Below are 25,387 nucleotides of genomic sequence, written 5' to 3'. Positions count from 1 at the left end.
CCGATGATGTGGGCCATACTGGGCGTATGCGATCCATCTGGAAGGGTTCGATCGCCTTCGGCCTGGTGAACGTACCGGTCAAGGTCTACAGCGCGACCGAGGACCACGACATCAAGTTCCACCAGGTCCACGCGAAGGACAACGGCCGGATCCGGTACAAGCGGGTCTGCGAGGTGTGCGGTGAGGTCGTGGAGTTCCGCGACATCGCCAAGGCCTTCGAATCCGACGACGGTCAGATGGTGCTGATCACCGACGAGGACATCGCCACGCTGCCCGAGGAACGCAGCCGTGAGATCGAGGTGCTCGAATTCGTTCCGGCCGGCGATCTCGACCCGCTGATGTACGACCGCAGTTACTTCCTCGAACCCGACGGCAAGTCGTCGAAATCGTATGTGCTGCTTGCCAAGACACTGTCGGAGACGGATCGGGTCGCGATCGTGCACTTCGCGTTGCGCAACAAGACCCGGTTGGCCGCGTTGCGCGTCAAGGACTTCAGCAAGCGCGACGTGATGATGATCCACACGCTGCTGTGGCCCGACGAGATCCGCGATCCCGACTTCCCGGTGCTGGACAAGGAAGTCGAGATCAAACCGGCCGAGCTGAAGATGGCCGGGCAGGTGGTCGAGTCGATGACCGACGACTTCAACCCCGACCGCTACCACGACGACTACCAGGATCAGCTGCGCGAACTGGTGGAGGCCAAGCTGGAGGGCGGCGAGGCGTTCGCCGTCGAGGAGCAGCCGACCGAACTCGACGAGACCGAGGACGTGTCGGATCTGCTGGCGAAGCTGGAGGCCAGCGTGAAGGCGCGGCGCTCGGGCGGCGGCTCCCGCTCCGGCGACGCCGATGGCTCCGACGACGACTCGGACGACGAGGATGACAAGCCGGCGAAGAAGGCGCCCGCCAAGAAATCGGCGGCGAAGAAGGCCCCCGCCAAGAAGACCGCGGCCAAGAAGGCGCCCGCGAAGAAGGCCGCGTCGAAGAAGTCCTGAACCGTCGACCAACGCGGTGGCGGAAATCCGCCCCGAATTAGAACGTGTTCCAGAAAGCGGCCACCACCGCTCCCCGACGCTGCTACCGTGACGCGCGGCGAAAGGGAGGCAGACGGTGATCCTCGACAGATTCCGGCTCGACGGACAGGTTGCGACGGTGACCGGGGCGGGCCGCGGACTGGGCGCCGCCATGGCGCTGGCCTTCGCGGAAGCCGGTGCGGACGTGGTGATCGCGGCCCGAACCGAGTCACAACTCGAGGAGGTCGCCGAGCAGATCCGCGCCACCGGCCGGCGGGCGCACATCGTCGTCGCCGACCTCGCGCACCCGGAGTCGACGGCGCAGCTCGCTCCCGCGGCGGTGGAAGCGTTCGGGAAACTAGACATCGTCGTCAACAACGTCGGCGGCACGATGCCCGCGGCGTTGACCGACACCTCGGCGAAGGACCTCCGCGACGCGTTCACGTTCAACGTCGCCACCGCCCATGCGCTGACGACCGCGGCCGTACCGCTGATGCTCGAGCACTCCGGCGGCGGCAGCGTCATCAACATCACCTCGACGATGGGCCGGGTCGCCGGGCGGGGCTTCGCCGCGTACGGCACGGCGAAAGCGGCCCTCGCCCACTACACCCGGCTCGCCGCGCTCGACCTGTGCCCGCGGATCCGGGTCAACGCGATCGCGCCCGGCTCCATCCTCACCTCCGCGCTCGACATCGTGGCGAGCAACGACGACCTGCGCGGACCGATGGAGAAGGCCACCCCGATGCGTCGGCTGGGTGAGCCGGAGGACATCGCGGCCGCCGCGGTGTACCTCGCGTCCCCGGCCGGCAGCTATCTCACCGGCAAGACCCTCGAAGTCGACGGCGGGCTGACGTTCCCGAACCTCGACATGCCCTTCCCGGACCTGTAGGACCCCTAGGAGAACCATGGCGATTCGCGTCGCGCAGATCGGCACGGGCAACGTGGGCGCTCATGCGCTCACCCAGCTCATCACCGACCCGCAGTTCGAGCTGACCGGCCTCTGGGTGTCCTCGGCCGCGAAGGCGGGCAAGGACGCCGCCGAACTCGTCGGGCTGTCCGAGCCGACCGGCATCACCGCCACGAACGACCTCGACGCGGTGTTGGCCACCGGCCCGGACTGCGCGGTCTACACGGCCATGGCCGACAACCGGCTGCCCGAGGCGCTCGAGGATTACCGGCGCATCCTGGCGGCCGGGGTCAACATGGTCGGCAGCGGGCCGGTCTTCCTCCAGTACCCGTGGCAGGTGCTGCCCCATGAGCTGATCGCCCCGATCGAGGAGGCGACCCGCACCGGCGGCTCCAGCCTCTTCGTCGGCGGCATCGACCCGGGCTTTGCCAACGACCTGCTGCCGTTTGCCCTTGCCGGCACGTGTCAGCGCATCGAACAGATCCGGTGCATGGAGATCGTCGACTACGCCACCTACGACAGCCCGACCGTCATGTTCGACGTCATGGGTTTCGGCAAGCCGCTCGACGACCTCCCGATGCTGTTGCAGCCCGGCGTGCTGAGCCTGGCATGGGGTTCGGTGGTGCGCCAGCTCGCCGCCGGGCTGGGCATCGAACTCGACGAGGTGACCGAGACCTACGTGCGCGAGCCCGCACCCGAGGATTTCGAGATCGCCTCCGGGCACATCACCGAAGGCACCGCTGCCGCACTGCGATTCGAGGTGCGCGGAATGCTGGGCGGTAAGCCCGCCGTGGTGCTCGAACACGTCACCCGGTTGCGGGAAGACCTCTGCCCGGGCTGGCCGCAGCCCGCCCAGCCCGGCGGTTCCTACCGGGTCGAGATCACCGGCGAGCCGACCTACGCCCTCGATCTCTGCCAGAGCAGCCCGAACGGTGACCACAACCGCGCCGGCCTCGTCGCGACGGCCGCGCGCATCGTCAACGCGATCCCCGCGGTGGTCGCCGCCGAACCGGGGATACGAACGACTCTCGACTTGCCCCTCTTGACTGGGAAAGGGCTGTACGCTCCTGGTTAGCGGACACCCGATTGAAGGACGTGGCTATGCGGACCTCTCTGCGCTACCTCACCCCATTCGCCGTCGCGGCCGGCGCTGTCGGTGCCATCCTCGCCGCACCGGTCGCCATCGCCCAGCCGAGCGGCGACGATGACGGCAAGTGCCTCAACGTGGCGCCCAACGCCCTGGGCCAGGGGTCGACCTGCCCGCCGTGGGACACCCAATTCGCCACGCAGCCAAAGGACATCCACAACCAGAGCACCTTCCTGTATCCGTGGGGGGATCCGTACTACGGTCCCGCCACGGTCGTGGACTGGGGATAGAAGGACCACGTGAACAAGATCATCGGCCTCGCACCCGTGGCCGTCGCGGCCGGCATCGGCGCAGCGATCCTGCTGGCGCCCAACGCCGGTGCTCAGCCGAACTGTGTGACCACCGGGCAGAACGGAATCGGCGGGTCCACCACCCAGTGCAGCAGCCCGGGTAACACGCAGATCGTCACCTCCCCCGGGCAGACGAACTACCTGTACCCCTGGAACGATTACTACTACGGCCCCGCGCTGGTCATGGGCTGGTAGACCACCCGGCCGTCCGAGGAGGTCCCGATGCATATCGGATCATTCACGGCTACAACGCTTTCCGCGCTCGCAGCGGCTATCGTGCTGGCGCCCGCCGCCGCGGCGGCGCCCGAATGCGTGAACACCGGCCCGCGCACGACCCAGTGTGAGACCGGTGGCAGCACCGCGATCGTCACCTCGCCGCCGGAGACCAACGTCGGTTGGCCCTTCGGCGGGTGGGGCTACGGCGGACTGCTCATCGGCATCTGAACCGCGATCGACGCGGCCCGCCGTCGCCTCGACCGAAGATTTCGGCTAACCTAACTTTTCTATTCGCTGCTCCGCAGGAAGGAAAAGCCCGGGTGCTGCCGGACATCGAGGAACGACGCACGCGGCCGACGTGGCTGCTGCTGGGGCCGGCGTTCGTCGCCGCCATCGCCTATGTGGACCCCGGCAACGTCGCGGCCAACGTCAGCGCCGGCGCCGAATTCGGGTTCCTGCTCGTCTGGGTCATCGTGCTGGCCAACGTCATGGCCGGCCTGGTGCAGTACCTGTCCGCGAAACTGGGCCTGGTCACCGGCCGCTCGCTGCCCGAGTCCGTCGCCGACCGCACCCGCACACCCACGCGGATCGCCTACTGGCTGCAGGCCGAGATGGTCGCCATGGCCACCGACCTCGCCGAGGTCGTCGGCGGGGCGATCGCGCTGTACCTGCTGTTCGACCTGCCGTTGGTGCTCGGCGGGGTGATCACGGGTGCGGTGTCCCTCGTCCTGCTCGCCGTGCAGAACCGCCGCGGGCAGCGGCACTTCGAGCGGGTGATCAGCGGGCTGCTGCTGATCATCGCGATCGGCTTCCTGACGAGTGTGTTCGTCGAACCCCCTTCCGCGGCTGACGTGGCGGGCGGCCTCCTGCCGCGGTTCGAGGGCGCCGAGAGCGTCCTGCTGGCGACGGCCATGCTCGGTGCGACGGTGATGCCACACGCGGTCTACCTGCACTCGGGGCTGGCCCGAGACCGTCACGGCCACCCCGACGCCGGACCCAGACGGCGCCGCCTGCTCAAGGCCACCCGCATCGACGTGGGGCTGGCGATGCTGATCGCCGGCGCGGTCAACCTGTCGATGCTGCTCGTCGCGGCGACGAATCTGCAGGGCATGGCCGACACCGACACCCTCGAAGGCGCGCACGCCGCGGTGGAGCAGACGCTGGGGCCGGCCGTCGCGCTGTGCTTCGCGATCGGCCTGCTGGCCTCCGGCCTGGCCTCGACATCGGTGGGCGCGTACGCCGGCGCGATGATCATGGGTGGCCTGCTGCGCCGCACCTATCCCCTGCTGGTGCGCCGCCTCGTCACCCTGGTGCCCGCTCTGGTGATCCTCGCCGTCGGCGTCGATCCGACGCGCGCGCTGGTGCTCTCCCAGGTGGTGCTGTCCTTCGGTATCCCGTTCGCGCTCATCCCGCTGATCCGGCTGACCGGTGACCGCACCCTGATGGGCGGCGACGTCAACCATCGCGTCACCACCGCGCTGGGCTGGGTCGTCGCGGGTTTGATTAGTCTTCTGAACGTGGTGCTGATCTATCTGACCGTGACAGGCTGAATGCCGCACACCGGTCGACACGCCTACTTCGCGTACGGATCCAACCTGTGCGTGCAGCAGATGGCGCAGCGCTGCCCCGACGCCGCCGACCCGCGTCCGGCCACCCTCGCCGACCACGACTGGCTGATCAACGAACGCGGCGTGGCCACCCTCGAACCGGTGCCGGGCGCGCAGGTGCACGGGGTGTTGTGGCAGGTGTCCGACCACGACCTCGCGACGCTCGACAGCGCCGAGGGGGTCCCGGTGCGCTACCGCCGCGACCGGCTGACCGTGCAGACCGACGACGGTCCGGCGCCGGCGTGGGTCTACATCGACCACCGCATCGAACCGGGCCCGCCGCGACCGGGCTATCTCGAACGCATCATCGACGGCGCACTGCACCACGGCCTGCCGCACCGCTGGATCGAGTTCCTCCGGCGCTGGGATCCTATGCACTGGCCGCACCGCCCGCCGCACTCCGAAACCGAGGGGCCACAGACGCTTTCGGAGTTGCTCGCCGATCCCGCGGTGCACGAACACAGCGTGCTGCGTTCGCGGTTCGGGTTCCTCGCCATCCACGGCGGCGGGCTCGAGCAGATGACGGATGTGATCGCCGAGCGCGCCGCCGACGCGGCCGGCGCGTCGGTGTACGTGGTCCGCCACCCCGACCAGTACCCCCACCACCTGCCGTCCGCTCGCTACCTGGCCGCCGAGTCGGCGCGGCTCGCGGCGTTCCTCGACCATGTGGACGTGGCGGTCTCACTGCATGGATACGGCCGGATCGGACGCAGCACCGAACTGCTGGCGGGCGGGCGCAACCGGTCGTTGGCCGCCCATCTGGCCGGCTGCGTCGACATCCCCGGATACCGGGTCATCACCGACCTCGACGACATCCCGCCGGAACTGCGCGGTCTGCATCCCGACAATCCGGTCAACCGGATGCGCGGCCGCGGAACCCAACTCGAGCTGAGTTCGCGGGTGCGCGGTCTGAGCCCGCGCAGCCCGCTGCCCGGTGACGACAACCTGTCCCCGGCAACGTCCGCGCTCGTGCAGAACCTGGTGGCGGCCGCCCGCACATGGCCACTACCGTCGGCCTGATGCGCCTTGTCGTCACCGCCTCGATCCTCGCGCTGTTCGCCCTGACCGCCCCTGCGGCGTCGGCGGTGCCGCCGGCCGTCGAACAGGCACTGACCCGCGAAGTCACCGCCGCCGAGCTGCCGGGCGGTGTCGCGGTCGTGCGCGACGGCGCCGCACTCGCGCGGTACGCGGCGGGCTACTCCGACGTCGCCGCCCGGTCCGGGTTCGCGCCCGACACCCACGTCCGCGCCGCCAGCATCACCAAACCCTTCGTCGCCGCCACCGTCCTGCAGTTGGTCACCGAAGGCCGGATCGACCTCGACGCTCCCGTCGAGAGGTACCTACCCGGGCGCATCCGCGGCGACGGATTCACCGGTGAGGCCGTCACCGTCCGCCAACTCCTCCGCCACCAGAGCGGCTTGCCCGAGTACGCCGACCCGAGAGCTCCCGTGCCGGCCGGTCCGGTGACCGCCGATCAACAACTCGACATGGCGCTGGCGAAGCCCGGGCAATTCCCGGCCGGGACGGCGATGAAGTACACCAACACCAACTACGTGATCGCCGGGATGCTGATCGAGGCGGTCACCGGCGCACCCGCCGCCGAGGAGATCACCCGGCGCATCATCGACCCGCTCGGGTTGCGCGACACGTATTTCCCCGCACCCGGCGACACCGGTCTGCGCGCGCCCTTCACCCGCGGCTACGAACTCGTCGACGGCAGGCGAACCGACGTCACCGCGTTCAACGCCTCGGCAGCGGGCATGAGCGGCGCACTGGTCTCGACCAACGAGGACATGTCGGCGTTCATCACCGCACTGCTCGCCGGCCGTGTCGTCGCGCCGGCGCAGCTGCGCGAGATGATGGACACCGTAGCCCAGTCGCCCAGCGACCCGTCGTTCCGCTACGGCCTCGGCCTGGGCAGCATCAGGCTGAGCTGCGGGGTGACGGTGTGGGGCCACGGCGGGGACATCCCCGGTTTCCACAGCTTGATGGTGAAACCGCTTGACGGTGCGGCGCTTTCGGTCACCGTCACGCAGGAGGGACCGCCGGAGTCCACCCTCGACGAACCCGTTGTGCAGGTGGCCGAGGCGCTCTATTGCCCGACCTTCTGAGCCGGCAACTCCTCGAGGTCCAGGACCGGGGTCGGACGGCTGAAGCCACGGGTGACGACCAGCAGCCACACGAATCCGGCTGCCAGCCAGATCAATCCGATGGTCAGCGATTCGCCCGAGAGGCTGGTCCACAGCCACACCGTCAGCGCGAAACCGATCAGCGGCAGCACCAGGTTGTTGACTACGTTCTTCTCGCGCACGTCGATGAAGTAGTGCTTGATCACCGTCAGGTTGACCGCCGAGAACGCCACCAGCGCACCGAAGCTCACCACCGAGGCGAGGATCGCCAGGTCGATGACCAGTGCCAGCAGCGAGATGACCGAGATGACGAGGATGGCCCACGTCGGCGTGCCGAACTTCACCGACACGTGCCCGAACACCTTGCGGGGCAGCACCCCGTCGCGACCCATCGCGTACACGATGCGCGCCACCGACGCCTGTGAGGTGAGCGCCGAACCCAGCGCCCCGGCGACGTAAGCGGCGGTGAAGAACGCCGACAGGAAAGCGCCGCCTGCCGCGGTCATGACGTCCACCGAACCGGTGTCCACGTTCTCGAAGGCGTTGGACGGGAACACCACCTGCGATGCGTACGACAGGATGATGAACAGCACACCGCAGATGACGGTGGCCAGCATGATCGCCTTCGGCACGTCGCGCCGGGCGTCGCGGGCCTCCTCGGAAAGCGTTGAGACGGCGTCGAATCCGAGGAACGACAGGCACAGGATCGCCGCGCCGGCCAACACCGGACCCATCCCGCCCGCGCTGCCGTCACCGCGGAACGGCGCCATCACGTCCACGGTGCCCGATCCGGAGAGGGTGGCGATCGTCATCGCGATGAACACCACGATGAACACCGCCTGGATCCCGATGATCAGCATGTTGGCCCGCGCCACCGACACGATCCCGACGATGTTGAGCACGGTGACAATCGCGATGGTGACCACCACGATCGCCCACTGCGGGATCGCGGGCACCGCCTCGTTGAGGTAGAGGCCGATGACGAGGTAGTTGAGCATCGGCAGAAACAGGTAGTCCAGCAGCAGCGACCATCCGGCCAGGAAGCCGATCGGTGCGCCGAAGGTCCTCTGCGTGTAGGCGTATGCCGATCCGGCGACCGGGAACGCCCCGGCCATGCGCGCGTACGACCGGGCGGTGAAGATCATCGCGACCAGCGTCACCACGTAGGCCAGCGGGACGCGCCCGCCGGACTCGACGGTAACGATGCCGTACGTGGTGAACACGGTGAGCGGCACCATGTAGACGAGCCCGAACAGCACCAGCGAGGGCACCCCGAGGACGCGCCGCAGCTGTCCCTCGCCCTCCCCCACCGGTGGGTCCAGCGGCGTGGTCGATGACATGGAAACTCCCTTCAGCGGGCCGACGGCCCTACGAGCTTGCCCCTCAGACAGGTTCCGCGCACCTCGATCGCCGGAATCTCCAGCGCGGGAGTGGATCGCGGGTCGGCGCTCAGCCAGACCAGGTCCGCGCTGGCGCCCGGAGCGAGCCGGCCCCACCGCTGTTCGGCGAACGCCTGACGTGCCACCCCCGTGGTGTAGGCGCGCATGGCCCGCTCGACCGGGACGATCTCCTCCGGTGTCCAGCCGCCCTCGGGGGTGCCGTCGACCGTGCGCCGCGACGCCGCGACGGCGATCCCGTCGAGCGGGGCGCCCGAGGACACCGGCCAGTCCGAACCGAACGCCAGCACGCCCGCCTCGTCGAGGGTGCGCATCCGGTACTGCCGGTCGGAGCGTTCGGGGCCGAGCCGCGGCACCGTCAGCACGGTCATCAGCGGATCGAGCTGCGCCCACAGCGGCTGCATGTTGGCGATCACGCCGAGGCGCGCGAACCGGTCGATGTCGGCGTCGTCGACGAGCTGGGCGTGGGCGATGACGGGCCTGCGGTCCCGCGGGCCGTTGACCGTGATCGCGTGCTCGACGGCGTCGAGGGCCTGACGGACCGCGGCGTCCCCGATCGCGTGGATGTGGATCTGGAAGCCGAGTTCGTCGACCCGGCGCACGGATTCGGCCAGCGAGTCGCCCTCCCACACCTGCATGCCCCGCTTATCCCCCGGGTCGCTGCGCTCCTGCCCCCTGGAATGGTCATGGAGCCCGGAGCAGTACGGCGCCAGCAGCGCACCCGTCTCGTTCTCCACCACCCCGTCGGCGAAGAACTTCACGGTCTGCGCCGTCAACAGCGGCGCGTCCAGTTCGTCGACGCGTCGACGGGACTCGGCGAACTGCGACAGCTGGGTCTCGAAGTGGCGCGGATCGGCGTAGAGCGCGAGGTTGAACCGCATCCGCAGGGCGTCGCGGCGGGCGGCGGCGAGGTAGGTGTCCACGTCGGCGGGTTCCACCCAGGCGTCCTGCACCCAGGTGACGCCGCGGGCGAGGTAGTAGTCGGCCGCGGTGCCCAGCGCCGACACCCGGACGTCCTCGTCGCGTTCCGGCATGACCGCGGTCACGAGGTCGACGGCTCCCCACTCGCGCAGGGTGCCGAGCACCGACCCGTCCTCGCGGTGCGGGATCTCCCCGAGCACCGGGTCGGGGGTGTCGGCGGTGATGCCGGCGCGTTGCAGGGCGACCGAGTTGCACCACACCGTGTGGTAGTCCCATGCCCGCAGCACGACCGGGCGGTCGGGCACCGCGGCGTCGAGCCAGCGCGCGTCGAACAGTCCGCCCGGGGCGAGGCTGCCGTCGTACGAGGCGCCGACGATCCACTCGGCCTCGGGGTGCCGGTCGGCGTAGCCGCGCACCGCCTCGACGATCTCGTCCACCGACCCGCAGCCGCGGACCAGTGGACCCACCTCCTCCAGGCCGCCGTACAGCGGGTGCGCGTGCCCGTCACCGAACGAGGGCATGAGGAAGCCGCCGTCGAGGTCCACCTCCTCGTCGGCCGGTCGCGCCGTCGCCTCGTCGCCCACCGCGGCGACGGCACCGTCGACCACCAGCAGCGCATCGGCGAGGGGTTCGGACGTGCCGGTCCAGATGGTCCCGTTGCGGAATACCGTCGCTGCCACGGTCGGGAACTATAACCATCCATCGGGCAGTCGGCTCCGAATGACGATTGTGGAACCGAAAACTGCCTTCGACGCAGCGGTCGCGGGGGTCGCAGGCCCCGTCGAGACGACGCCTGCGCTGTACCGGACCCGCGTCACGCACCTGCGCCGCGCGCCCGTGCACCACTACTTCGAGCTCAACAGCTACAGCTGGTACGTCGACCTCGACGCGCTGCCCCGGCTGCCCGGCTGGGCCCGTCCGTTCGCCCGTTTCGACGCAGGCGACCACTTCCACGGCGTCGCGGGCGACACGTTGCGCGCGCGGGTCGACGCGTTCCTCGCCGCCCGCGGCATCGACCTCGGCGGCGGCCGCGTCACCGCACTGCTGCAGCCCCGGGTGCTCGGCTACGCGTTCAACCCGCTGACCCTGTACTGGTGCCACGACGCCCACGGCGTGCTGCGCCACGTGATCGCCGAGGTCCACAACACCCACGGCGAATGGCACGCCTACGTGATCCCGCCGGACGGCCCGAACCCCGCCATGGTCCGCAAGCGGTTCCACACCTCGCCGTTCAACGGCATCGACGGGTACTACCTGGTGCGGGCGCCCCGGCCCGACGCCGAACTCGACGTGACGATCTCCCTGCACCGCGACAATCAGCCGGCGATCGTCGGCACGCTGCGCGGCACCCGCCGACCCGCGACGCTGGCGCAGGTGCTGCGGCTACAGGTCACCAAACCACTCGCCCCGCAGATGGGTGCGCTGAGCCTGCGGGTCCAGGGCCTGATCCTGCGGGCCCGCCGGGTCCCGGTGATCCCTCGGGTGGCCGCCGGAGCGCCCGAAAAGCGGACCGCGAGCGTGGCGCATATATGAGCAAAGCCACGAGGGTCATTCGAACCGGTTGCGCGACAGGTCCTTCCGGCCGCCGCATCCGGTGGCGGCCATACCGATGACCGCCTTGGCAGGGCCGGTTAGGCTACCGTTCGTGACCACTGACCTCGACGAACTGTTACGGCAGGTGGCCCAGCGGGACGTCGACGCGTTCGCCGCCCTCTACGACCGGACCAGGGCGCGCGTGTACGGGATGGTCACCCGGGTCCTGCGCGACCCCGGCTACAGCGAAGAGACGACCCAGGACATCTACCTGCAGGTGTGGCGGTCGGCGGGCAGCTACGACCCCGCGGCCGGCTCCCCGATGGCCTGGCTGTTGACCTTGGCGCACCGCCGCGCCGTCGACCGGGTGCGCTCGGAGGAGGCCGCATCGCAGCGGGAGTCGCGCTACGGGGCGGCGACCGTCGACCCGCCCGTCGACCATGTCGCGGATTCGGTGATCCTGCTCGACGAGCGCCGCCGCGTCGTCGACTGCATGGGCTCGCTGAGCGATCTGCAGCGCGAGGCGATCCGACTGGCGTATTACGAGGGGCTGACCTACGTCCAGGTGTCCGAACGCCTGTCGGCCAACCTCGCGACCATCAAATCTCGGATGCGCGACGGCATCCGCGGCCTCAAGACCTGTCTGGGCATCTCATGACCGAGCCGATGAACACCGACCTCCTCGACCTGGCGACGCCGTATGCGCTGCACGCGGTGTCCACCGACGAGCGCGACGACATCGAGCGGTGGCTGAGCACCGCACCGCCCGACCTGGCGGACGCCTTCACCGACGAGGTGCGCTCGGTGCGGGAGACGATGGCGCTGGTGTCGGCGTCGACGGCGGCCGAACCGCCGCCTCACCTCCGCGACAGCCTGCTCGCCGCGGTAGCCGCCGATCCGGTGCGGGAGCTGCCTCGCCGGCCGCGGTCGGCGTCCCGCTGGCGCACCGCCGTGCTGGCGGCAGCAGCGATCGCGGTGGTCGGCCTCGGCGCGCTCGGCGTGGGGCTGGCGCTGCGGCCCGCGGTCACCCCGACGACGGCCGATCAGGTGTTCGCGGCGCCCGACGTGCAGACCGTGTCCGGCGCGATCCCAGGCGGCGGCACCGCCACGGTGGTCTTCTCCAAGGAGCGCGACGCCGGCGTGCTGGTGATGAACGACGTGCCACCGCCGAAGCCGGGCACCGTTTATCAGATGTGGCTGGTCGGCTCGGACGGGCCGCATTCGGCGGGCACGATGGACGCCACGGCGGTCTCGCCGTCGACCACCGCCGTGCTGTCCGACCTCGGCGCGTCGCAGACGCTGGCGTTCACGGTCGAACCGCCTGGCGGATCGCAGCGGCCCACGTCCCCGGCTTTCGCCGAGCTACCGCTGAGCTAGTCCGGCCAGCGTCGCGTCGGCGACCGCGTCGATGACGTCGGCGATGTCTTCGCGCCGTTGCCACGCAGCGCGCTGACGCATGGCGCCGTTGCCCTGCTCGTCGAGGCGCGCCAGCTCGTCGCGGACCAGGTCGAGATCACCGACCGCGGCGAGCGCCGGGGAGATGCGGTCGACGAGGCCGGCGAGCAGCTGCCGTGCGGGGACCGCGGCGTGCGAGTCGGGCAGGTCGATCGCCGTGCCGTCCAGCCCGTCGCGGGCCGACCGCCAGTACGCGGCGTCGAGCGCGTGCGCCGAGATGCGGGGTACGCCGGCGCCGTTGCGTTCGTCTTCGAGCACGGTCATCACGGCGCCCCGCACCAGCGCCGCGAACAGCACGGTGTCGGCGACGGTGGCGGGCACGTCGGCGACGCGCACCTCGATCGTCGGAAAGTTCGCCGACGGGCGGACGTCCCAGTAGACCTGGCCTTCGTCGAGCATGGCCCCGGACTGCAGCAGCATCCGCACCATCGCGTCGTATTCGTCGACGGAGTCGAAGTGCGGTGGCGGACCGGCACTGGGCCAGCGCGCCCACAGCATCCGGCGCCAGCTGGCGTATCCGCTGTCGGCGTTGCGGTAGATCGCGGAATTGGCCGTCAGCGCCAGCAGCACGGGCAGCCAGGGGCGCAGCCGGTTGCTCACCCGGATCGCGGCCTCCCTCGTCGGCACCGCGACGTGCACATGCGCACCGCAGATGCCCTGTTCGCGGGCCAGCATCCCGAACCGGTCGGCGATGCGGTGGTAGCGGGGGCTGTCGGTCACCGGGAACTCGTGCGGCACGGTCGGGGGCACGGCGACAGCGAGCAACCGGGCACCGCTGTCCGCGGCCGCGCGCGCCGCCGTCGACCGCAGGTGCGTCAGCTGCGCACGGACGTCGGCCATGCTGCCCGCCACCTCGGTCGCCGTCTCGACCTGGCACGACGTCAGCTCGAGCTGCAGGTCGACGCCGAGCTCGTCGGCGCGCTCGGCGACCGCGCGGCTGCGGGCGATCGGTGCGCCGGAGTCGGGGTCGACGAGCAGGAACTCCTCTTCGACTCCGACGGTGGGGTGGGCGGCCATGGTTCCTTCTCGAGACATTGATCCGGCCCGTCGGGCGTACTCACGACGGGCCGGATCTGGGTGTGGCTTTGTGGCTGTCTCCGCGGTGACGCGAAGTGTGCGGATCATTAGTAACCACTGGCTGCCCCGATCAAACATCCAATTTCTCCGGCGCGCATAGGATCCGGGAATGGTTGCGGATTTCCGGTTCGGAGTCGGGCTGCACGCGGCGGCATCGCTGGCGGACGTGCAGGACGCGGCGCGGCGCGCAGAGGACCGGGGCTTCGACGTGCTCCACGTCCCGGATCACCTCGGCGCGCCGGCGCCGTTCCCGGTTCTCACCGCGGCGGCCGCCGCCACGACGACACTGCACCTGGGGACGTTCGTCCTGAACGCGGGCTTCTACCGGGCGGCGCTGCTGGCGCGGGATGTCGCGGCGCTGCGCGACCTGTCGGCCGGCCGGTTCGAGCTCGGCCTGGGCGCCGGCTACGTACGCAAGGAGTTCGAGGCCGCCGAGCTGCCGTTCCCGACGGCGCGCCGGCGGGTCGAGTATCTCGAGCACGTGACCGCATACTTCGCCGAGCATCTGGCGGACGTACCGATCCTGATCGCGGGCAACGGTGACCGCCTGCTGACCGTGGCGGCCCGCCACGCCGACATCATCGGGCTGACGGGCGGTGACCGGGCGGCCGAGGGCGACGACGATCCGCTGGCCGAGCGCATCGCGTTCGTCCGGGCGGCGGCCGGTGAGCGGTTCGACGCGCTGGAGCTCAATGTCGCGATCACCGCGATGCCGATGGACGATTCGGGCCGCCCCGACCTGACCATCCCGCGCCGCTTCCTGCCCGCGCTCTCCGACGAGCAGTTGCTCCGCCATCCCGGCGTGCTGTCCGGGACGGCGCACGACATGGCCGACCGGCTGCGCGACTACCGGGACCGCTACGGCATCTCCTACGTCATCGTGCAGGCGCCGCACGCCGAGGCGTTCGCGAAGGTGATCGCGCAGCTGCGGTGACCGCCGGCGGCGGGGCGGTAAACTGCCACGGCCGCCCCCGTAGCTCAGGGGATAGAGCACGGCTCTCCTAAAGCCGGTGTCGCAGGTTCGAATCCTGCCGGGGGCACTCTTCGTTGTGTATTGCGTCGGCGCCGAGACTGCTGCCAGATCGCGTTTGCCGGCGGATCCGCGATCTGACAGCAGTCTCGGCGACCGGCAGGCTATTGACGAATCCGTCAGGGCGACAGGCTTGTTCGCTGTTCGATAGCTCCACTAAGATAATGATGTGATCCGATCGAGAATGCGTAAGACCGTGGCACTGACCCTTGGCGCGGCGGCCCTGCCCGTCGGCGTCGCACTCGCGAGCGCAGCACCCGCGTCGGCCGGACCGGACGTGTGCGTCAGCGGCCCGTACGGGTTCGCCTACGCCTGCGTCGACACTCCGGGCTGGGTCGACTGGTACGACGACGGGCCGCGTGGCCGGGGCAACGGCCACTGGAAGCACGGCCACCACCACTGATCAGTCGCGGGTGTCGATCACCTGCTGCGCGATCTCGGTCAGCTTCTTGTTGCTGTCCTGCGAGAGTCGGCGCATCATCTCGAACGCCTGCACGTCGTCGACCTTGTAGCGCTCCATGATGATGCCCTTGGCCTGACCGATGCGGTCACGGGTGGACAGCGCCGACTTCAGCTGCTCACCGTGGCGGTGCGCCAGCACCGCGGCAGCGGCGTGCGCGGCCAGTATCGCCCCGGTGGTCTCGGCGTCCCCGTCCCAGACGTTGGGGTGGAACCCGAACAGGTTCAGCGCACCCGCCGTGCGCTCAGCGGTGTAGAGCTTGAACGACAGACTGCTGAGCACCCCGAGTTCAATGCACGCCGGTGCGTACTTCGGCCATCGGCCTTCCTCGCGGAAGTCGTCGGTGCGCACCACGACGTCCTCGAGTGCCGCCTGCACGCACGGCCCCTCACCGAATTTCATCTGCAGCTCGTCGAGTTGGTGCGGGATATCGGTGATCTGGGCGACCGACTCGAACTCGCCGCCCTTGCCGACGAGCAGGATGCCCGCGGCGTCGACCCCCGGGATCACTTCCTTGGCCGTGGCCGTGACACCCGACAGGATCTCGTCGAGGTCGCGCGGCAAAGCGAGTGACCGCGCCAACTCCGCCATACGCATGGCGAGGTCGCGCGTCTGGGGCTCCGTCATGGCTGCAGTCTTCCCGATGTCGGTGGAACGCACACACGGAACGTTTGTGATCTCGTGTGGCGGGAATGGAGCGCTGAGGCGAATGTGGCGGTCGACCACCACACTCGCCGAGGTCTCGTCGGTTCAGACCAAGAGCCGGCGGGGCCGCCCGCATACGGATCGGACAACGGTTCGATGCGAATGCCGTCGTTGCTGAGACGGAGCCGGAATCCAGGCCCCTCGAACAGTGTCGCGCCGACCCCACCCGGGCGGCGCAGGCATACGGCTCGGCCGCTCTCGCCCCTCGGCGCGGAGCTTCCACCTCTGACCACGACGGCTGAAGCAATTCGGCCATGGCCCCCCTGACCAGGGAAAGATCTCCGAAATTTCTCGTCAACGGCTCTAGCACTCTCCTGTGCCGAGTGCTAATCTAAGGGCGCACAGTGATTTGGTCGCCCGTCAGGGTGGCGGGCTCTGGATCGACGAGGAGGTGAATTGCTGTGCTTCGCTTTGATCCGTTCAGTGACCTAGACACCTGGACCCGGGGTTTGCTGAACAGCCAGACCGGATCAAATCGCACTCCCCGGTTCATGCCGATGGACCTCTGCAAGATCGACGACCACTACGTGCTGACCGCCGACCTCCCCGGCGTCGACCCCGGCTCGGTCGACGTCAACGTCGACAACGGCACGCTCACCATCTCGGCGCACCGCACCGCCCGATCCGAGGACTCCGTGCAATGGCTCGCCAGCGAACGGTTCTTCGGCACCTACCGGCGGCAGCTGTCGCTGGGTGAGGGCGTCGATGCGGCGGCGATCTCGGCGACCTACGAGAACGGCGTGCTCACCGTCACCATCCCGATGGCCGAACGCGCCAAGCCTCGCAAGATCGACGTCGCCCATGGCGGCGGCCAGAAGTCCATCCAACCCACGACCGTCGACGCCGAGTAGCGGCGGGCGGCTTCCCCATCGAGGCTGCGGGCGGATCATCCGATCCACCCGCGGCCTCGCCGTTTCAGCGGGGCCGGCGGTTCATCGCCGCGATCAGCGACCACACCGAGCACAGCACGGCGGCCAGCGCCACGCCGCCGCCGACGTACAGTCCGTAACCGGCTTGCACCGGCTCGTGCACGTTGATGCGGTGATACCACACCGTCATCCCCACGATCAGCAGCGAAACCGCCACCGCGGCAACGGAAGCCGCGCGTTCCGACAGCCCGCGCGCAGCCATTGCGCCCGCGACCACCAGCACGGACGCCAGTAGCACGATCAGCTGTCCGGCGCCGAACCGGGGCGGGAGCACCAGACTGCCCGCCGTCCCGCCGATCGCGCTGGCCCGTCCGCCGCCGTCGGCGGTCGTGGTCAACCACGGCAGCCACGCACTCACGGCCAGCACCGCCGCACAGAACGCGACCAGCCACCCGGGACGCAGCATGCGATGAGACTAGCGTGCGGGCTCGCGCGTCGGCGTCGACCACCTGCCCGATGATCTCTACGCTGAGGTGACCTCGACCAAGGCGGTGCATGCGATGAGCGATCTCCCGGCGTGGGCGCAGCGACTCGACCTGTCGCCCCACCCGGAGGGCGGCTGGTACCGGGAGACGTGGCGCAGCGATCTGACGGTCACCCAGTCCGCCCTGCCTCCCGACTACACGGGTCCGCGCAGCGCGGGCACCGCGATCCTGTTCCTGTTGATGCCCGGTCAGCAGTCGGCGTGGCACACCGTGCGCAGCGCCGAACTGTGGCTGTTCCACCGCGGCAGTCCCCTGCTGCTCGAGATGGGGCCCGAACACGATTCGGCGACAACGTATCTGCTCGGCTCCGACGTCGACGCCGGCGAGAGCCCCCAGCTGATCGTGCCGCCGCGGCACTGGCAGCGCGCCCGCCCGCGCGACGACGAGCCCAGCCTGGTCAGTTGTGTGGTGGTGCCCGGTTTCGACTTCGCCGACTTCGAGCTGGGCGCCGTCAGCGACTGAGCAGGTCGACCGCGGCCGCCACCAGCGCGGCGTTGTCCGGGGCGGGCGATCCGTCGGGTAGCAGCAGCGTGTCCTCCAGGCCGATGCGGGTCTGCAGCCGGCGCAGCCCGGCGTGTTCCAGCAGCGGCCAACAGCTTTCGTCCAGGCCGTGCAGCAGGACCGGCGCGGGTGACCCGGCGGAGCGCACGATGTCGAGCAGCGCGTCGGCGGTCGACGTGTCCTCGTCGGGCTGCAGTTCGATCATCACCCGCAGGCAGTGCGGCGCCACCTCCGAGGCCGCCCACGACTCGGCGGCCTCGGCGTGGAAGAGCCCCGCCTCGACACCGAGGCCCTTGCTCAGCAGCAGCTCGGCCAGCTCCGGCGATCCCGGCTCGTGCCAGTTGAGCGAGGCGAAGTCGGGAAGCACCGACCAGCTGTCCACCGCACGGTGTCTGCGCTGCGCGTCGGGCAAGGCCCAGAACCCGGTCGTCACCCCGAGGGGCAGGCCGGGTACGGCGTGGCGGACCGCGGCCACCGCCGCCCCGACCACCTCGGGGTCCAGCGAATCGGCGCCGTCGGCGCCCTTCGGATGCAGATGCACCGACTGCGCCCCGGCTCGGTGGGCGGCGACGGCAGCCGCCGCCAACTGCTCGGGCGTGACGGGCAGTCCGGGGTGCGCATCGGGGGTGCGGGCACCGTTGAGGCAGGCCTGGACGTAGACGGGTGGGGTCGGCATGACCCCATCTTCCCGGTACGTCAGCCCGGCAGCGACGTGAGGTTGAAACCCGCACCCGTCGGGTCGGCCACCGCCGCCAGCCGCCCGTACGGGGTGTCCTCGGCCGGGCGCACCACGGCCCCGCCGTGGTCGACGATCAGTTCGATCGTCTTGTCGACGTCGTCGCTGCCGAGGAACACGGTCCAGTCCGACGGCGCGTCCTCGCCGAGGTACTGCCCGCCGTCCATCACCCCGACCAGCGCGTCACCGTCGAACATGGCGGTGGCATAACGGAATTCGTCGGTGTCGGAGACCGTCTCGCACTCCCACCCGAACACCCGCCGGTAGAAGTCGAGCGCCGCGCCGTAGTCGCGGGTGGTGAGCTGGTGGTAGGCCGGTGCGCCGTGTTCGCCGAACAGTTCGAAGCCGCGGTGGCCGCCGGGCTGCCACAGGCCGAGGAAACCGGCGGCCGGGTCGGTGAGCAGCGCCATGCGCCCCTTGGCCGGGATGTCCATGACGCCGCCGCAGGCGGTACCGCCCGCCTCGGTGGCCGCGGCCAGGGTCGCGTCGATGTCGGCGGTGTGCAGGTAGGTGATCCAGCCGTCGGGCCCGTCGTAGTCGGGGTGCTTGGGCATCAGCCCGGCGACCGGACGGCCGTCCCTCGACGCGATGACGTAGCCGCCGTAGTCGGGGCCCGCGCCGGCGAATGTCCAGCCGAACACCGCCCCGTAGAACCGCTGTGCGCGGTCCATATCGGAGGTTGACAGGTCGATCCAGGTGGGGGCGCCCAACGGGGCGTCGGCACGAACAGGCACGTGAGTCTCCTTCTCGCTGATGCGGTCACCGGTAGAGACCACGGTGGTCCGCAGAACTCATCGCGAGACGGTCAGGTCGGCGTGATCAGGTCCACGTAGCCGCGGATGTGGGCGCACACCAGCTCGCCGGCCCTGATGCCGTGGCCGCGGCGGACCGCGGCCACGATCGCGCGGTGCTCGCGGCGCAGCGTCGCCGCGACTGCCGGCCAGTCGTCGAGCAGCGGCACCCCGGCCAGCACGTAGCCGTGGATCGAATCCCGCAGCGCGGCCATCATCGCCGCCACGACGACGTTGCCGGCGAGCTCGGACATCGCGACGTGGAAGGCCGCGTCCAGGCGCAGGAACTGCTCGGGGCCCAGCGTGGCGTCGTCCATCGCGTCCAGGCATCCGTCGACGGCCGTCAGATCCGGCCGTGGTCTGCGGTCGGCGGCTTCGCGTAAAGCCCAGCTCTCCAACAGGATCCGGGTCTCGACCAGGTCGGCGATGGGCAGGTGCTTGGTCGCCGTGTGCAGGCGCAGCGCGGCGCCGATGGAGCTGATCGGGTCGGCGACGACGATCGCCCCGGCCTCGGGCCCCGATCCGACCGCCGTGCGCACCACGCCCATCGCCTCGAGGACGCGGATGGCCTCGCGCACCGAGGAGCGGCTGACCGCCAGATCTCCGGCCAGTACCCGTTCCCCCGGCAACCGGTCGCCGACGGCCAGCACGCCCTCGGCCAGGTCCCTCTCGATGCGGTGCAGGACGAGCTCGTGTGCGCGCATGCCTCGAGAGTAGCGAGCCGGGCTGGTGTGGTCAGACCACAGTGACGTACTGTGGTCTGACCACACCGACCAGCCCCCGGAGTGCCATGCGCATCGCCTTGTTCGCGACCTGCCTGGCCGACGCCATGTTCCCGCAGGCCGCCATCGCCACCGTGCGCCTGCTCGAACGGCTCGGCCACGACGTGGTCTTTCCCGAGAAGCAGACGTGCTGTGGTCAGATGCACGTCAACACCGGCTATCTCGACGAGGCGACGGCCCTGGTGCGCCACCACGTCGAGGTGTTCGAGGCCGCCGGATGCGATGCGGCCGTCGCACCGTCGGGTTCCTGCGTCGGTTCGGTGCGCCACCAGCACGCGATGGTCGCCCGCAGGGCCGGTGACGAGCGGTTGGCCGCACGCGCCGAGGCCGTCGCGGCGCGTACCTACGAGCTGTCCGAGTTCCTGGTCGACGTGCTGGACGTGCGCGACGTCGGCGCCTACTACCCGCACCGGGTTACCTACCACCCCACCTGCCATTCACTGCGGATGCTGCGGGTGGGCGACAAACCGCTGGAACTGCTGCGCCACGTGCGGGGCCTGACGCTGCTCGACCTGCCCGACGCGGAATCCTGCTGCGGATTCGGCGGTACGTTCGCGCTGAAGAACGCCGACACCTCGACGGCCATGCTGGCCGACAAGATGGCCCACGTGATGGAGTCGGGCGCGGAGATCTGCAGCGCCGGCGATTCATCCTGCCTGATGCACATCGGCGGGGGGCTGAGCCGCATCCGGTCCGGGGTCCGCACCGTGCACCTCGCCGAGATCTTGGCATCCACCGACGACGCGGTCGCGGGTGCGCGGTGAGCACGTTCCTGGGCACACCCGGCACCGGCAACCTGCGCGGCGACGAGTCGTTTCCCCGCGCTGCCCGTAAGACGTTGCGAGACACCCAGATGCGGCGCAACGTCGGCCACGCGACCCGCACAATCCGCGCCAAACGCCTCAACGCGGTGAGCGAATGCGCCGATTGGGAGGAACTGCGCGCGGCGGGCAGCGCGCTCAAACAGGATGTGCTGGCGCGGCTCCCCGAACTGCTCGAGGAGCTCGAGCGCAACGTGACCGCCCGCGGTGGGGTGGTGCACTGGGCCCGCGACGCGGACGAGGCCAACCGTATCGTCGCCGGATTGATCCGCGCCGCGGGCGCCGACGAGGTGGTCAAGGTCAAATCCATGGCCACCCAGGAGATCGGGCTCAACGAGTACCTCGAGTCCGTCGGCATCGCGGCCACCGAGACGGACCTCGCCGAGTTGATCGTCCAACTCGGACACGACAAGCCGAGCCACATCCTGGTGCCGGCGATCCACCGCAACCGCGCCGAGATCCGGGAGATCTTCCGGCGCGAGATGCCGGGCGCCGCGGACGTGACCGACGAACCGCGCGTCCTCGCCATGGCGGCCCGCGCGCATCTGCGCCGCAAATTCCTGTCGGCGAAGGTCGCGGTCAGCGGTGCGAATTTCGGTGTGGCCGAGACCGGATCGCTCGCGGTGGTCGAATCCGAGGGCAACGGGCGGATGTGCCTGACGCTGCCGCAGACCCTGATCACCGTGATGGGCATCGAGAAGGTCGTGCCGCGCTTCGCCGACCTCGAGGTGTTCATGCAGCTGCTGCCGCGATCCTCGACCGCTGAGCGGATGAACCCCTACACGTCGATGTGGACCGGCGTGCACGACGGCGACGGCCCGCAGGAGTTCCACCTGGTGCTGCTCGACAACGGCCGCACCGGTGTCCTCGCCGACGAGGTGGGCCGCGCTGCGCTGCACTGCATCCGGTGCAGCGCCTGCCTCAACGTGTGTCCCGTCTACGAACGCACCGGCGGACACGCCTACGGCTCGGTCTATCCCGGCCCCATCGGGGCGATCCTGTCCCCGCAGCTCACCGGGACCGACGGCCATGACGACCCCAACGCCTCGCTGCCGTACGCGTCCTCGCTGTGCGGCGCCTGTTTCGACGCGTGCCCGGTCCGCATCGACATCCCGTCGATCCTCGTGCATCTGCGCGCGAAGCAGGTGGATCAGGAAAGAGGGGCGCGCGGCGGGCTGCCCGGCGGGCAGGACGTCGCGATGAAGGCCGCGGCGTGGGCGATGGCCTCACCGCGCCGGTTCGGGCTGGCCGAGAAGGCGCTCGCGCTCGGGCGGGTAGCCGCCAACGCCGACCACCGGATCACGATGCTGCCGTGGCCGGGTTCGAAGTGGACCGGCAGCCGCGACATGCCCGAACCGCCGGCCGAGACGTTCCGGCAGTGGTGGAGCCGAACCCGTGGATGACGCGAAAGCGGTTGTGTTGAGCCGTATCCGCCGTGCGCTCGCCGAGGCGCCGGCCGCCCCGGTGACGGTTCGCCGTGACTACGACCGCACACCGCTGGAGGGCCGCGGCGACGCGGCCCGCTTCGCGGAGACGGTCGGCGAGTACCGGGCGCGGGTGCACCACCTCGAGACCCGAGCGGTGACGGCGACGGTCGCCTCCCTGATGCCGCCCGGTGGTCGCGTCGCGGTCCCCGCCGACGTACCCGACGCCTGGATCGAGGGCCTCGACGTGCTGCGCGACACCCCGGCGCTGTCGAACGCCGACCTCGACGGCGTCGACGCCGTGGTGACCGGATGTGCGGTCGGGATCGCCGCGACGGGAACCATCGTGCTCGACGCGGGCGCCGCGCAGGGCCGGCGGGCGCTGACGCTGATTCCCGACCACCACATCTGCGTGGTGTTCACCGGCCAGATCGTCGACACCGTGCCGCAGGCGTTCGCGGTGCTGGATCCGTTGCGGCCGTTGACGTTCATTTCGGGGCCCAGTGCCACCAGCGACATCGAACTCAACCGCGTCGAGGGTGTGCACGGTCCGCGCACGCTGGATGTGCTGATCGTCGACGGCTGAGTGGAATCCTCAGGCCGAATCGCGCGTCACCAGTTCGGGCTGGAACACGATGTGTTCGGCCCGGTGCCCGGAACCCTCCTCGGCGGCGGCCATCAGCAGGTCCACCGCCGTCGTCCCGATGGCCCGCGTCGGCTGGCGCACGGATGTCAACGGCACCACGGCCGAACGGGCGAAGTCGATGTCGTCGTAGCCGACCAGCGCGATGTCGTCGGGTACGCGGATGTCACCCATCAGCGCCAGCGCCTGCAGCACCCCGATGGCGAGCAGGTCGTTGGCGCAGAAGACGGCGTCGGGGCGCTTCCCTGACGGCCGGGCCCGCAATCGCTCACCGGCGGCGCGGCCTTCGAGCACGGTGAGCGCCGGGGTGTCGACGACCTCCAGCGTGGCGCCGGTCACGTCGGCGACCGCCTCCCGGGCGCCCCGCAGTCGGTCGCGCACCTGCCGCAGTTCGGTGGGGCCGCTGACGAACGCGATGCGCCTGCGGCCGGCGGCGCACAGGTGGTCGACGGCCAGGCGCGCGCCCGCCACGTCGTCGACGGCCACCGAATCGAACGGCGTGCCACTGCCGTCGCGGTCGACCAGTACCACCGGGGTGCCGCGCTGCCGCGAGGCCGCCAACCGGTCGAGGTCGTCGCCGATCGGTGAGACCAGCAGCCCGAAGACCCGTTGTTCGTCGAATGCGTCGAGATAGGCCCGCTCGCGGCGGGGGTCGTCGTCGGAGGTGCCGAGCAGCAGAGTCAGATTGTGTTCGGCGGCGCGGTGTTCGGCGGCGCGGGCGATGTCGGTGAAGAAGGGGTTGCCGACGTCGAGCACCACCAGCCCGACGCTGCGTGACCGGCCGGCCTTGAGTTGGCGGGCGGCGTCGTTGCGGACGAACCCCAACTCCGCGATCGCGGCGTGCACCCGCGCGACCGTGGCGGGGGCGACCTTGCCGGGTGAGTTCAGCACGTTGGACACCGTGCCGACGGAGACAGCCGCCGCAGCGGCCACCTCCCGCATGCTCACCACGACACCATTGCACCAGACGGGACGTAGCGGGTCGCGGGGAACCGGTCGGCGACCAGTGCGCGCAGGGCTTCTAGGTCGCCGTCGACCAGTCCGGTGGCGCGTGCGGTGAGCAGCACGTTGCCCAGTGCGGTGGCCTCCACGGGGCCGGCCAGCAGCGGTCTGCCCAGCCGGTCGGCGGTCAACTGGCACAGCAGCGTGTTGCGGCAACCCCCGCCGACCATGTGCACGGTCGTGACGTCGACACCGGAGAGCCGGGCGGCCGTGGCGACCGCGGCGGCGAACGCGGCGGCCAGGCTCTCCACGATGGCGCGCACGGTCTCGGCCGGTCCGTCCGGCGCGGTCAGACCGCGTTCGCGATACCACGATGCGATCCGGGCGGGCATGTCTCCGGGCGGCAGGAAGCGCGGGTCGTCGGTGTCGAACACCTCCACGGGCGCGGACGCCGCGGCGGCCTGATCGAGCAGCACGGCGAGATCGGCGGGCGCCCGTCGCGTTCGTACTGGCGCACCGTCTCCGACAGCAGCCAGGTGCCCATGACGTTGCGCAGGAACCGCACTCGCCCCTCGACGCCGATCTCGTTGGTGAAGTTGGCCGAGCGGCTCTCGTCGGTGACGACCGGCGCCGGCAGTTCGACGCCGACCAGGCCCCAGGTGCCGCAGGAGATGTAGGCCGACCGGTCGGGCCGCATCGGGACCGCCGCGACCGCCGACGCGGTGTCGTGGGAGCCGACCGACGCCACCCGGACGTCGCCGGGAATGCCGAGCGACGCGGCGATGTCGGGCTGCACCGCTCCGAGCACGCTGCCCGGCTCGACGAGATCACGAAAGAGGCTGGGACGCAGACCGATCCGATGCATCAGCGCGGTGTCCCAGTCACCGTCGAGGCCGAGCAGTCCGGTGGTCGAGACGTTGGTCCGCTCAGCGGCGGCGCGGCCGGTCAGCCAGTAGCTGATCAGGTCGGGCACCAGCAGCACCGTGTCCGCCGAGTCGAGCAGCCCGTCGGCGCGCTCAACGGCCAGCTGGTAGACGGTGTTGAACGGCAGGAACTGGATCCCGTTGCGGCGGTACAGCTTCTCGGGCTCGACCACGGCGTGCACCAGGTCCACGCCGGTGGCCGTGCGGTCGTCGCGGTAGTGGTGCGGGGTGCCGAGCAGCCGGCCGTCACGCAGCAGCCCGTAGTCCACCGCCCACGAGTCGACGCCGATGCCGGCCAGCTCGTCGGCCGCCCTGGCAGCGGCCGTCAGCCCGCGGCAGACCTGGCTGTAGAGGCCGGTGATGTCCCAGTGCAGTGCGTTGCGGCTGCCGTTCCACACCCGTACCGGATCGTTGGGAAAGCGGGCGACCGCGGCCATGTCGAGGTGGTCGGGCCCGATGTCGGCGAGCATGACCCGGCCGCTGGTGGCGCCGAGGTCCACCGCGGCGACTTGACTCATCGCGGCTC

Annotated in this window: 28 protein-coding genes, 1 tRNA gene and 1 pseudogene; 20 read left to right on the top strand and 10 right to left on the bottom strand. The window is 70.3% G+C overall.

Annotated features, from left to right (window positions below; genetic code table 11):
- Positions 1-26: 26 nt before the first annotated feature.
- The 9 genes from ku to G6N30_RS26225 all read left to right on the top strand — a co-directional run bounded on the left by ku (position 27) and on the right by G6N30_RS26225 (position 7,288).
- On the top strand, positions 27-992 hold the full coding sequence (gene ku / locus G6N30_RS26265; protein ID WP_134055981.1) for a non-homologous end joining protein Ku: 966 nt from the start codon (positions 27-29) through the stop codon (positions 990-992).
- Positions 993-1,107: 115 nt separating this feature from the next.
- Complete coding sequence (locus G6N30_RS26260; RefSeq protein WP_134055983.1) at positions 1,108-1,899, top strand: SDR family oxidoreductase; 792 nt, start codon at positions 1,108-1,110, stop codon at positions 1,897-1,899.
- Between the two features lie 16 nt (positions 1,900-1,915).
- On the top strand, positions 1,916-2,992 hold the full coding sequence (locus G6N30_RS26255) for an NAD(P)H-dependent amine dehydrogenase family protein (protein WP_134055985.1): 1,077 nt from the start codon (positions 1,916-1,918) through the stop codon (positions 2,990-2,992).
- A 26-nt stretch (positions 2,993-3,018) separates the two neighbouring features.
- On the top strand, positions 3,019-3,294 hold the full coding sequence (locus G6N30_RS26250) for a hypothetical protein (protein WP_134055987.1): 276 nt from the start codon (positions 3,019-3,021) through the stop codon (positions 3,292-3,294).
- A gap of 9 nt (positions 3,295-3,303) precedes the next feature.
- On the top strand, positions 3,304-3,549 hold the full coding sequence (locus G6N30_RS26245; RefSeq protein WP_134055989.1) for a hypothetical protein: 246 nt from the start codon (positions 3,304-3,306) through the stop codon (positions 3,547-3,549).
- Between the two features lie 27 nt (positions 3,550-3,576).
- A complete protein-coding gene (locus tag G6N30_RS26240) occupies positions 3,577-3,798 on the top strand; it encodes a hypothetical protein (protein WP_134055991.1) in 222 nt (73 codons plus the stop codon).
- A 92-nt stretch (positions 3,799-3,890) separates the two neighbouring features.
- Complete coding sequence (locus G6N30_RS26235; RefSeq protein ID WP_134055993.1) at positions 3,891-5,120, top strand: Nramp family divalent metal transporter; 1,230 nt, start codon at positions 3,891-3,893, stop codon at positions 5,118-5,120.
- Positions 5,121-6,197 carry a poly-gamma-glutamate hydrolase family protein gene (locus tag G6N30_RS26230; RefSeq protein WP_134055995.1) on the top strand — a complete coding sequence of 359 codons (1,077 nt, stop codon included), beginning with the start codon at positions 5,121-5,123 and terminating at the stop codon, positions 6,195-6,197.
- Positions 6,197-7,288, top strand: coding sequence for a serine hydrolase domain-containing protein (locus G6N30_RS26225; protein WP_234880207.1), 1,092 nt, complete (start codon positions 6,197-6,199; stop codon positions 7,286-7,288). The genes G6N30_RS26230 and G6N30_RS26225 overlap by 1 nt, the downstream gene beginning before the upstream one ends.
- On the opposite strand, the gene G6N30_RS26220 is transcribed toward G6N30_RS26225, so the two are convergent.
- Both G6N30_RS26220 and G6N30_RS26215 read right to left on the bottom strand, forming a co-directional pair.
- Positions 7,270-8,646: an APC family permease gene (locus tag G6N30_RS26220; RefSeq protein WP_134055999.1), complete on the bottom strand. Its 1,377-nt coding sequence runs from the start codon at positions 8,644-8,646 to the stop codon at positions 7,270-7,272. The genes G6N30_RS26225 and G6N30_RS26220 overlap by 19 nt on opposite strands.
- Positions 8,647-8,657: 11 nt before the next feature.
- The gene (locus tag G6N30_RS26215; protein WP_134056001.1) at positions 8,658-10,304 is read right to left on the bottom strand and encodes an amidohydrolase; all 1,647 of its coding nucleotides are present in this window, start codon (positions 10,302-10,304) and stop codon (positions 8,658-8,660) included.
- A gap of 40 nt (positions 10,305-10,344) precedes the next feature.
- Between G6N30_RS26215 and G6N30_RS26210 the strand changes: the two genes are divergently transcribed.
- The 3 genes from G6N30_RS26210 (at position 10,345) to G6N30_RS26200 (ending at position 12,534) form a co-directional block, all read left to right on the top strand.
- Positions 10,345-11,157 (top strand): DUF1365 domain-containing protein, encoded by an 813-nt coding sequence (locus tag G6N30_RS26210; RefSeq protein WP_134056003.1) that lies wholly within the window; start codon positions 10,345-10,347, stop codon positions 11,155-11,157.
- Positions 11,158-11,233: 76 nt separating this feature from the next.
- Positions 11,234-11,815 carry a sigma-70 family RNA polymerase sigma factor gene (locus G6N30_RS26205; protein WP_134056005.1) on the top strand — a complete coding sequence of 194 codons (582 nt, stop codon included), beginning with the start codon at positions 11,234-11,236 and terminating at the stop codon, positions 11,813-11,815.
- The gene (locus G6N30_RS26200) at positions 11,812-12,534 is read left to right on the top strand and encodes an anti-sigma factor (protein ID WP_134056007.1); all 723 of its coding nucleotides are present in this window, start codon (positions 11,812-11,814) and stop codon (positions 12,532-12,534) included. Before G6N30_RS26205 ends, G6N30_RS26200 begins: the two co-directional genes overlap by 4 nt.
- Here the strand turns inward: G6N30_RS26200 and G6N30_RS26195 are convergent.
- The gene (locus G6N30_RS26195; protein ID WP_134056009.1) at positions 12,520-13,629 is read right to left on the bottom strand and encodes a glutamate--cysteine ligase 2; all 1,110 of its coding nucleotides are present in this window, start codon (positions 13,627-13,629) and stop codon (positions 12,520-12,522) included. The two genes, G6N30_RS26200 and G6N30_RS26195, sit on opposite strands and share 15 nt — an antisense overlap.
- 169 nt (positions 13,630-13,798) lie before the next feature.
- Here G6N30_RS26195 and G6N30_RS26190 point away from each other — a divergent pair, with 169 nt between their 5' ends.
- The 3 genes from G6N30_RS26190 to G6N30_RS26180 all read left to right on the top strand — a co-directional run bounded on the left by G6N30_RS26190 (position 13,799) and on the right by G6N30_RS26180 (position 15,122).
- Positions 13,799-14,623, top strand: a complete 825-nt coding sequence (locus G6N30_RS26190; RefSeq protein ID WP_134056011.1) for an LLM class F420-dependent oxidoreductase — start codon at positions 13,799-13,801, stop codon at positions 14,621-14,623.
- A 33-nt stretch (positions 14,624-14,656) separates the two neighbouring features.
- Positions 14,657-14,729: transfer RNA gene (locus tag G6N30_RS26185), tRNA-Arg, on the top strand.
- 159 nt (positions 14,730-14,888) lie between these two features.
- The gene (locus tag G6N30_RS26180) at positions 14,889-15,122 is read left to right on the top strand and encodes a hypothetical protein (RefSeq protein ID WP_134056013.1); all 234 of its coding nucleotides are present in this window, start codon (positions 14,889-14,891) and stop codon (positions 15,120-15,122) included.
- Here G6N30_RS26180 and G6N30_RS26175 read toward each other — a convergent pair whose 3' ends face one another.
- Positions 15,123-15,806: a GAF and ANTAR domain-containing protein gene (locus tag G6N30_RS26175; RefSeq protein WP_134056015.1), complete on the bottom strand. Its 684-nt coding sequence runs from the start codon at positions 15,804-15,806 to the stop codon at positions 15,123-15,125.
- A gap of 479 nt (positions 15,807-16,285) precedes the next feature.
- Here G6N30_RS26175 and G6N30_RS26170 point away from each other — a divergent pair, with 479 nt between their 5' ends.
- A complete protein-coding gene (locus G6N30_RS26170; RefSeq protein ID WP_134056017.1) occupies positions 16,286-16,735 on the top strand; it encodes an Hsp20/alpha crystallin family protein in 450 nt (149 codons plus the stop codon).
- Between the two features lie 64 nt (positions 16,736-16,799).
- Here the strand turns inward: G6N30_RS26170 and G6N30_RS26165 are convergent, their stop codons facing one another.
- Positions 16,800-17,219, bottom strand: a complete 420-nt coding sequence (locus tag G6N30_RS26165; protein ID WP_134056019.1) for a hypothetical protein — start codon at positions 17,217-17,219, stop codon at positions 16,800-16,802.
- A gap of 94 nt (positions 17,220-17,313) precedes the next feature.
- Here G6N30_RS26165 and G6N30_RS26160 point away from each other — a divergent pair, with 94 nt between their 5' ends.
- Complete coding sequence (locus G6N30_RS26160; protein ID WP_134056021.1) at positions 17,314-17,760, top strand: cupin domain-containing protein; 447 nt, start codon at positions 17,314-17,316, stop codon at positions 17,758-17,760.
- On the opposite strand, the gene G6N30_RS26155 is transcribed toward G6N30_RS26160, so the two are convergent.
- The 3 genes from G6N30_RS26155 to G6N30_RS26145 form a co-directional block, all read right to left on the bottom strand.
- Positions 17,750-18,475 (bottom strand): 3-keto-5-aminohexanoate cleavage protein, encoded by a 726-nt coding sequence (locus G6N30_RS26155; protein ID WP_134056023.1) that lies wholly within the window; start codon positions 18,473-18,475, stop codon positions 17,750-17,752. The genes G6N30_RS26160 and G6N30_RS26155 overlap by 11 nt on opposite strands.
- 20 nt (positions 18,476-18,495) lie before the next feature.
- Positions 18,496-19,269 (bottom strand): VOC family protein, encoded by a 774-nt coding sequence (locus G6N30_RS26150; protein WP_134056024.1) that lies wholly within the window; start codon positions 19,267-19,269, stop codon positions 18,496-18,498.
- A gap of 71 nt (positions 19,270-19,340) precedes the next feature.
- Positions 19,341-20,030 carry a FadR/GntR family transcriptional regulator gene (locus tag G6N30_RS26145; protein ID WP_134056026.1) on the bottom strand — a complete coding sequence of 230 codons (690 nt, stop codon included), beginning with the start codon at positions 20,028-20,030 and terminating at the stop codon, positions 19,341-19,343.
- Positions 20,031-20,116: 86 nt separating this feature from the next.
- Here G6N30_RS26145 and G6N30_RS26140 point away from each other — a divergent pair, with 86 nt between their 5' ends.
- From G6N30_RS26140 to G6N30_RS26130, 3 genes are read left to right on the top strand one after another with little or no spacing between them, the layout of a single operon-like run.
- Positions 20,117-20,872 (top strand): (Fe-S)-binding protein, encoded by a 756-nt coding sequence (locus G6N30_RS26140; protein WP_134056028.1) that lies wholly within the window; start codon positions 20,117-20,119, stop codon positions 20,870-20,872.
- Positions 20,869-22,332, top strand: coding sequence for a LutB/LldF family L-lactate oxidation iron-sulfur protein (locus G6N30_RS26135; RefSeq protein WP_134056030.1), 1,464 nt, complete (start codon positions 20,869-20,871; stop codon positions 22,330-22,332). Before G6N30_RS26140 ends, G6N30_RS26135 begins: the two co-directional genes overlap by 4 nt.
- Positions 22,325-22,939 (top strand): LutC/YkgG family protein, encoded by a 615-nt coding sequence (locus G6N30_RS26130; protein WP_134056032.1) that lies wholly within the window; start codon positions 22,325-22,327, stop codon positions 22,937-22,939. Before G6N30_RS26135 ends, G6N30_RS26130 begins: the two co-directional genes overlap by 8 nt.
- 9 nt (positions 22,940-22,948) lie before the next feature.
- On the opposite strand, the gene G6N30_RS26125 is transcribed toward G6N30_RS26130, so the two are convergent.
- Together G6N30_RS26125 and G6N30_RS26120 are read right to left on the bottom strand one after the other, a co-directional pair.
- On the bottom strand, positions 22,949-23,938 hold the full coding sequence (locus tag G6N30_RS26125; RefSeq protein WP_163687976.1) for a LacI family DNA-binding transcriptional regulator: 990 nt from the start codon (positions 23,936-23,938) through the stop codon (positions 22,949-22,951).
- A gap of 2 nt (positions 23,939-23,940) precedes the next feature.
- Positions 23,941-25,379, bottom strand: a pseudogene (locus tag G6N30_RS26120) (rhamnulokinase).
- Between the last annotated feature and the right edge of the window lie 8 nt (positions 25,380-25,387).

Origin of the sequence: Mycolicibacterium litorale, from assembly GCF_010731695.1 — a bacterium.
Taxonomy (GTDB): Bacteria; Actinomycetota; Actinomycetes; order Mycobacteriales; family Mycobacteriaceae; genus Mycobacterium; species Mycobacterium litorale.
This window is presented reverse-complemented; position numbering and strand designations above follow the sequence as displayed.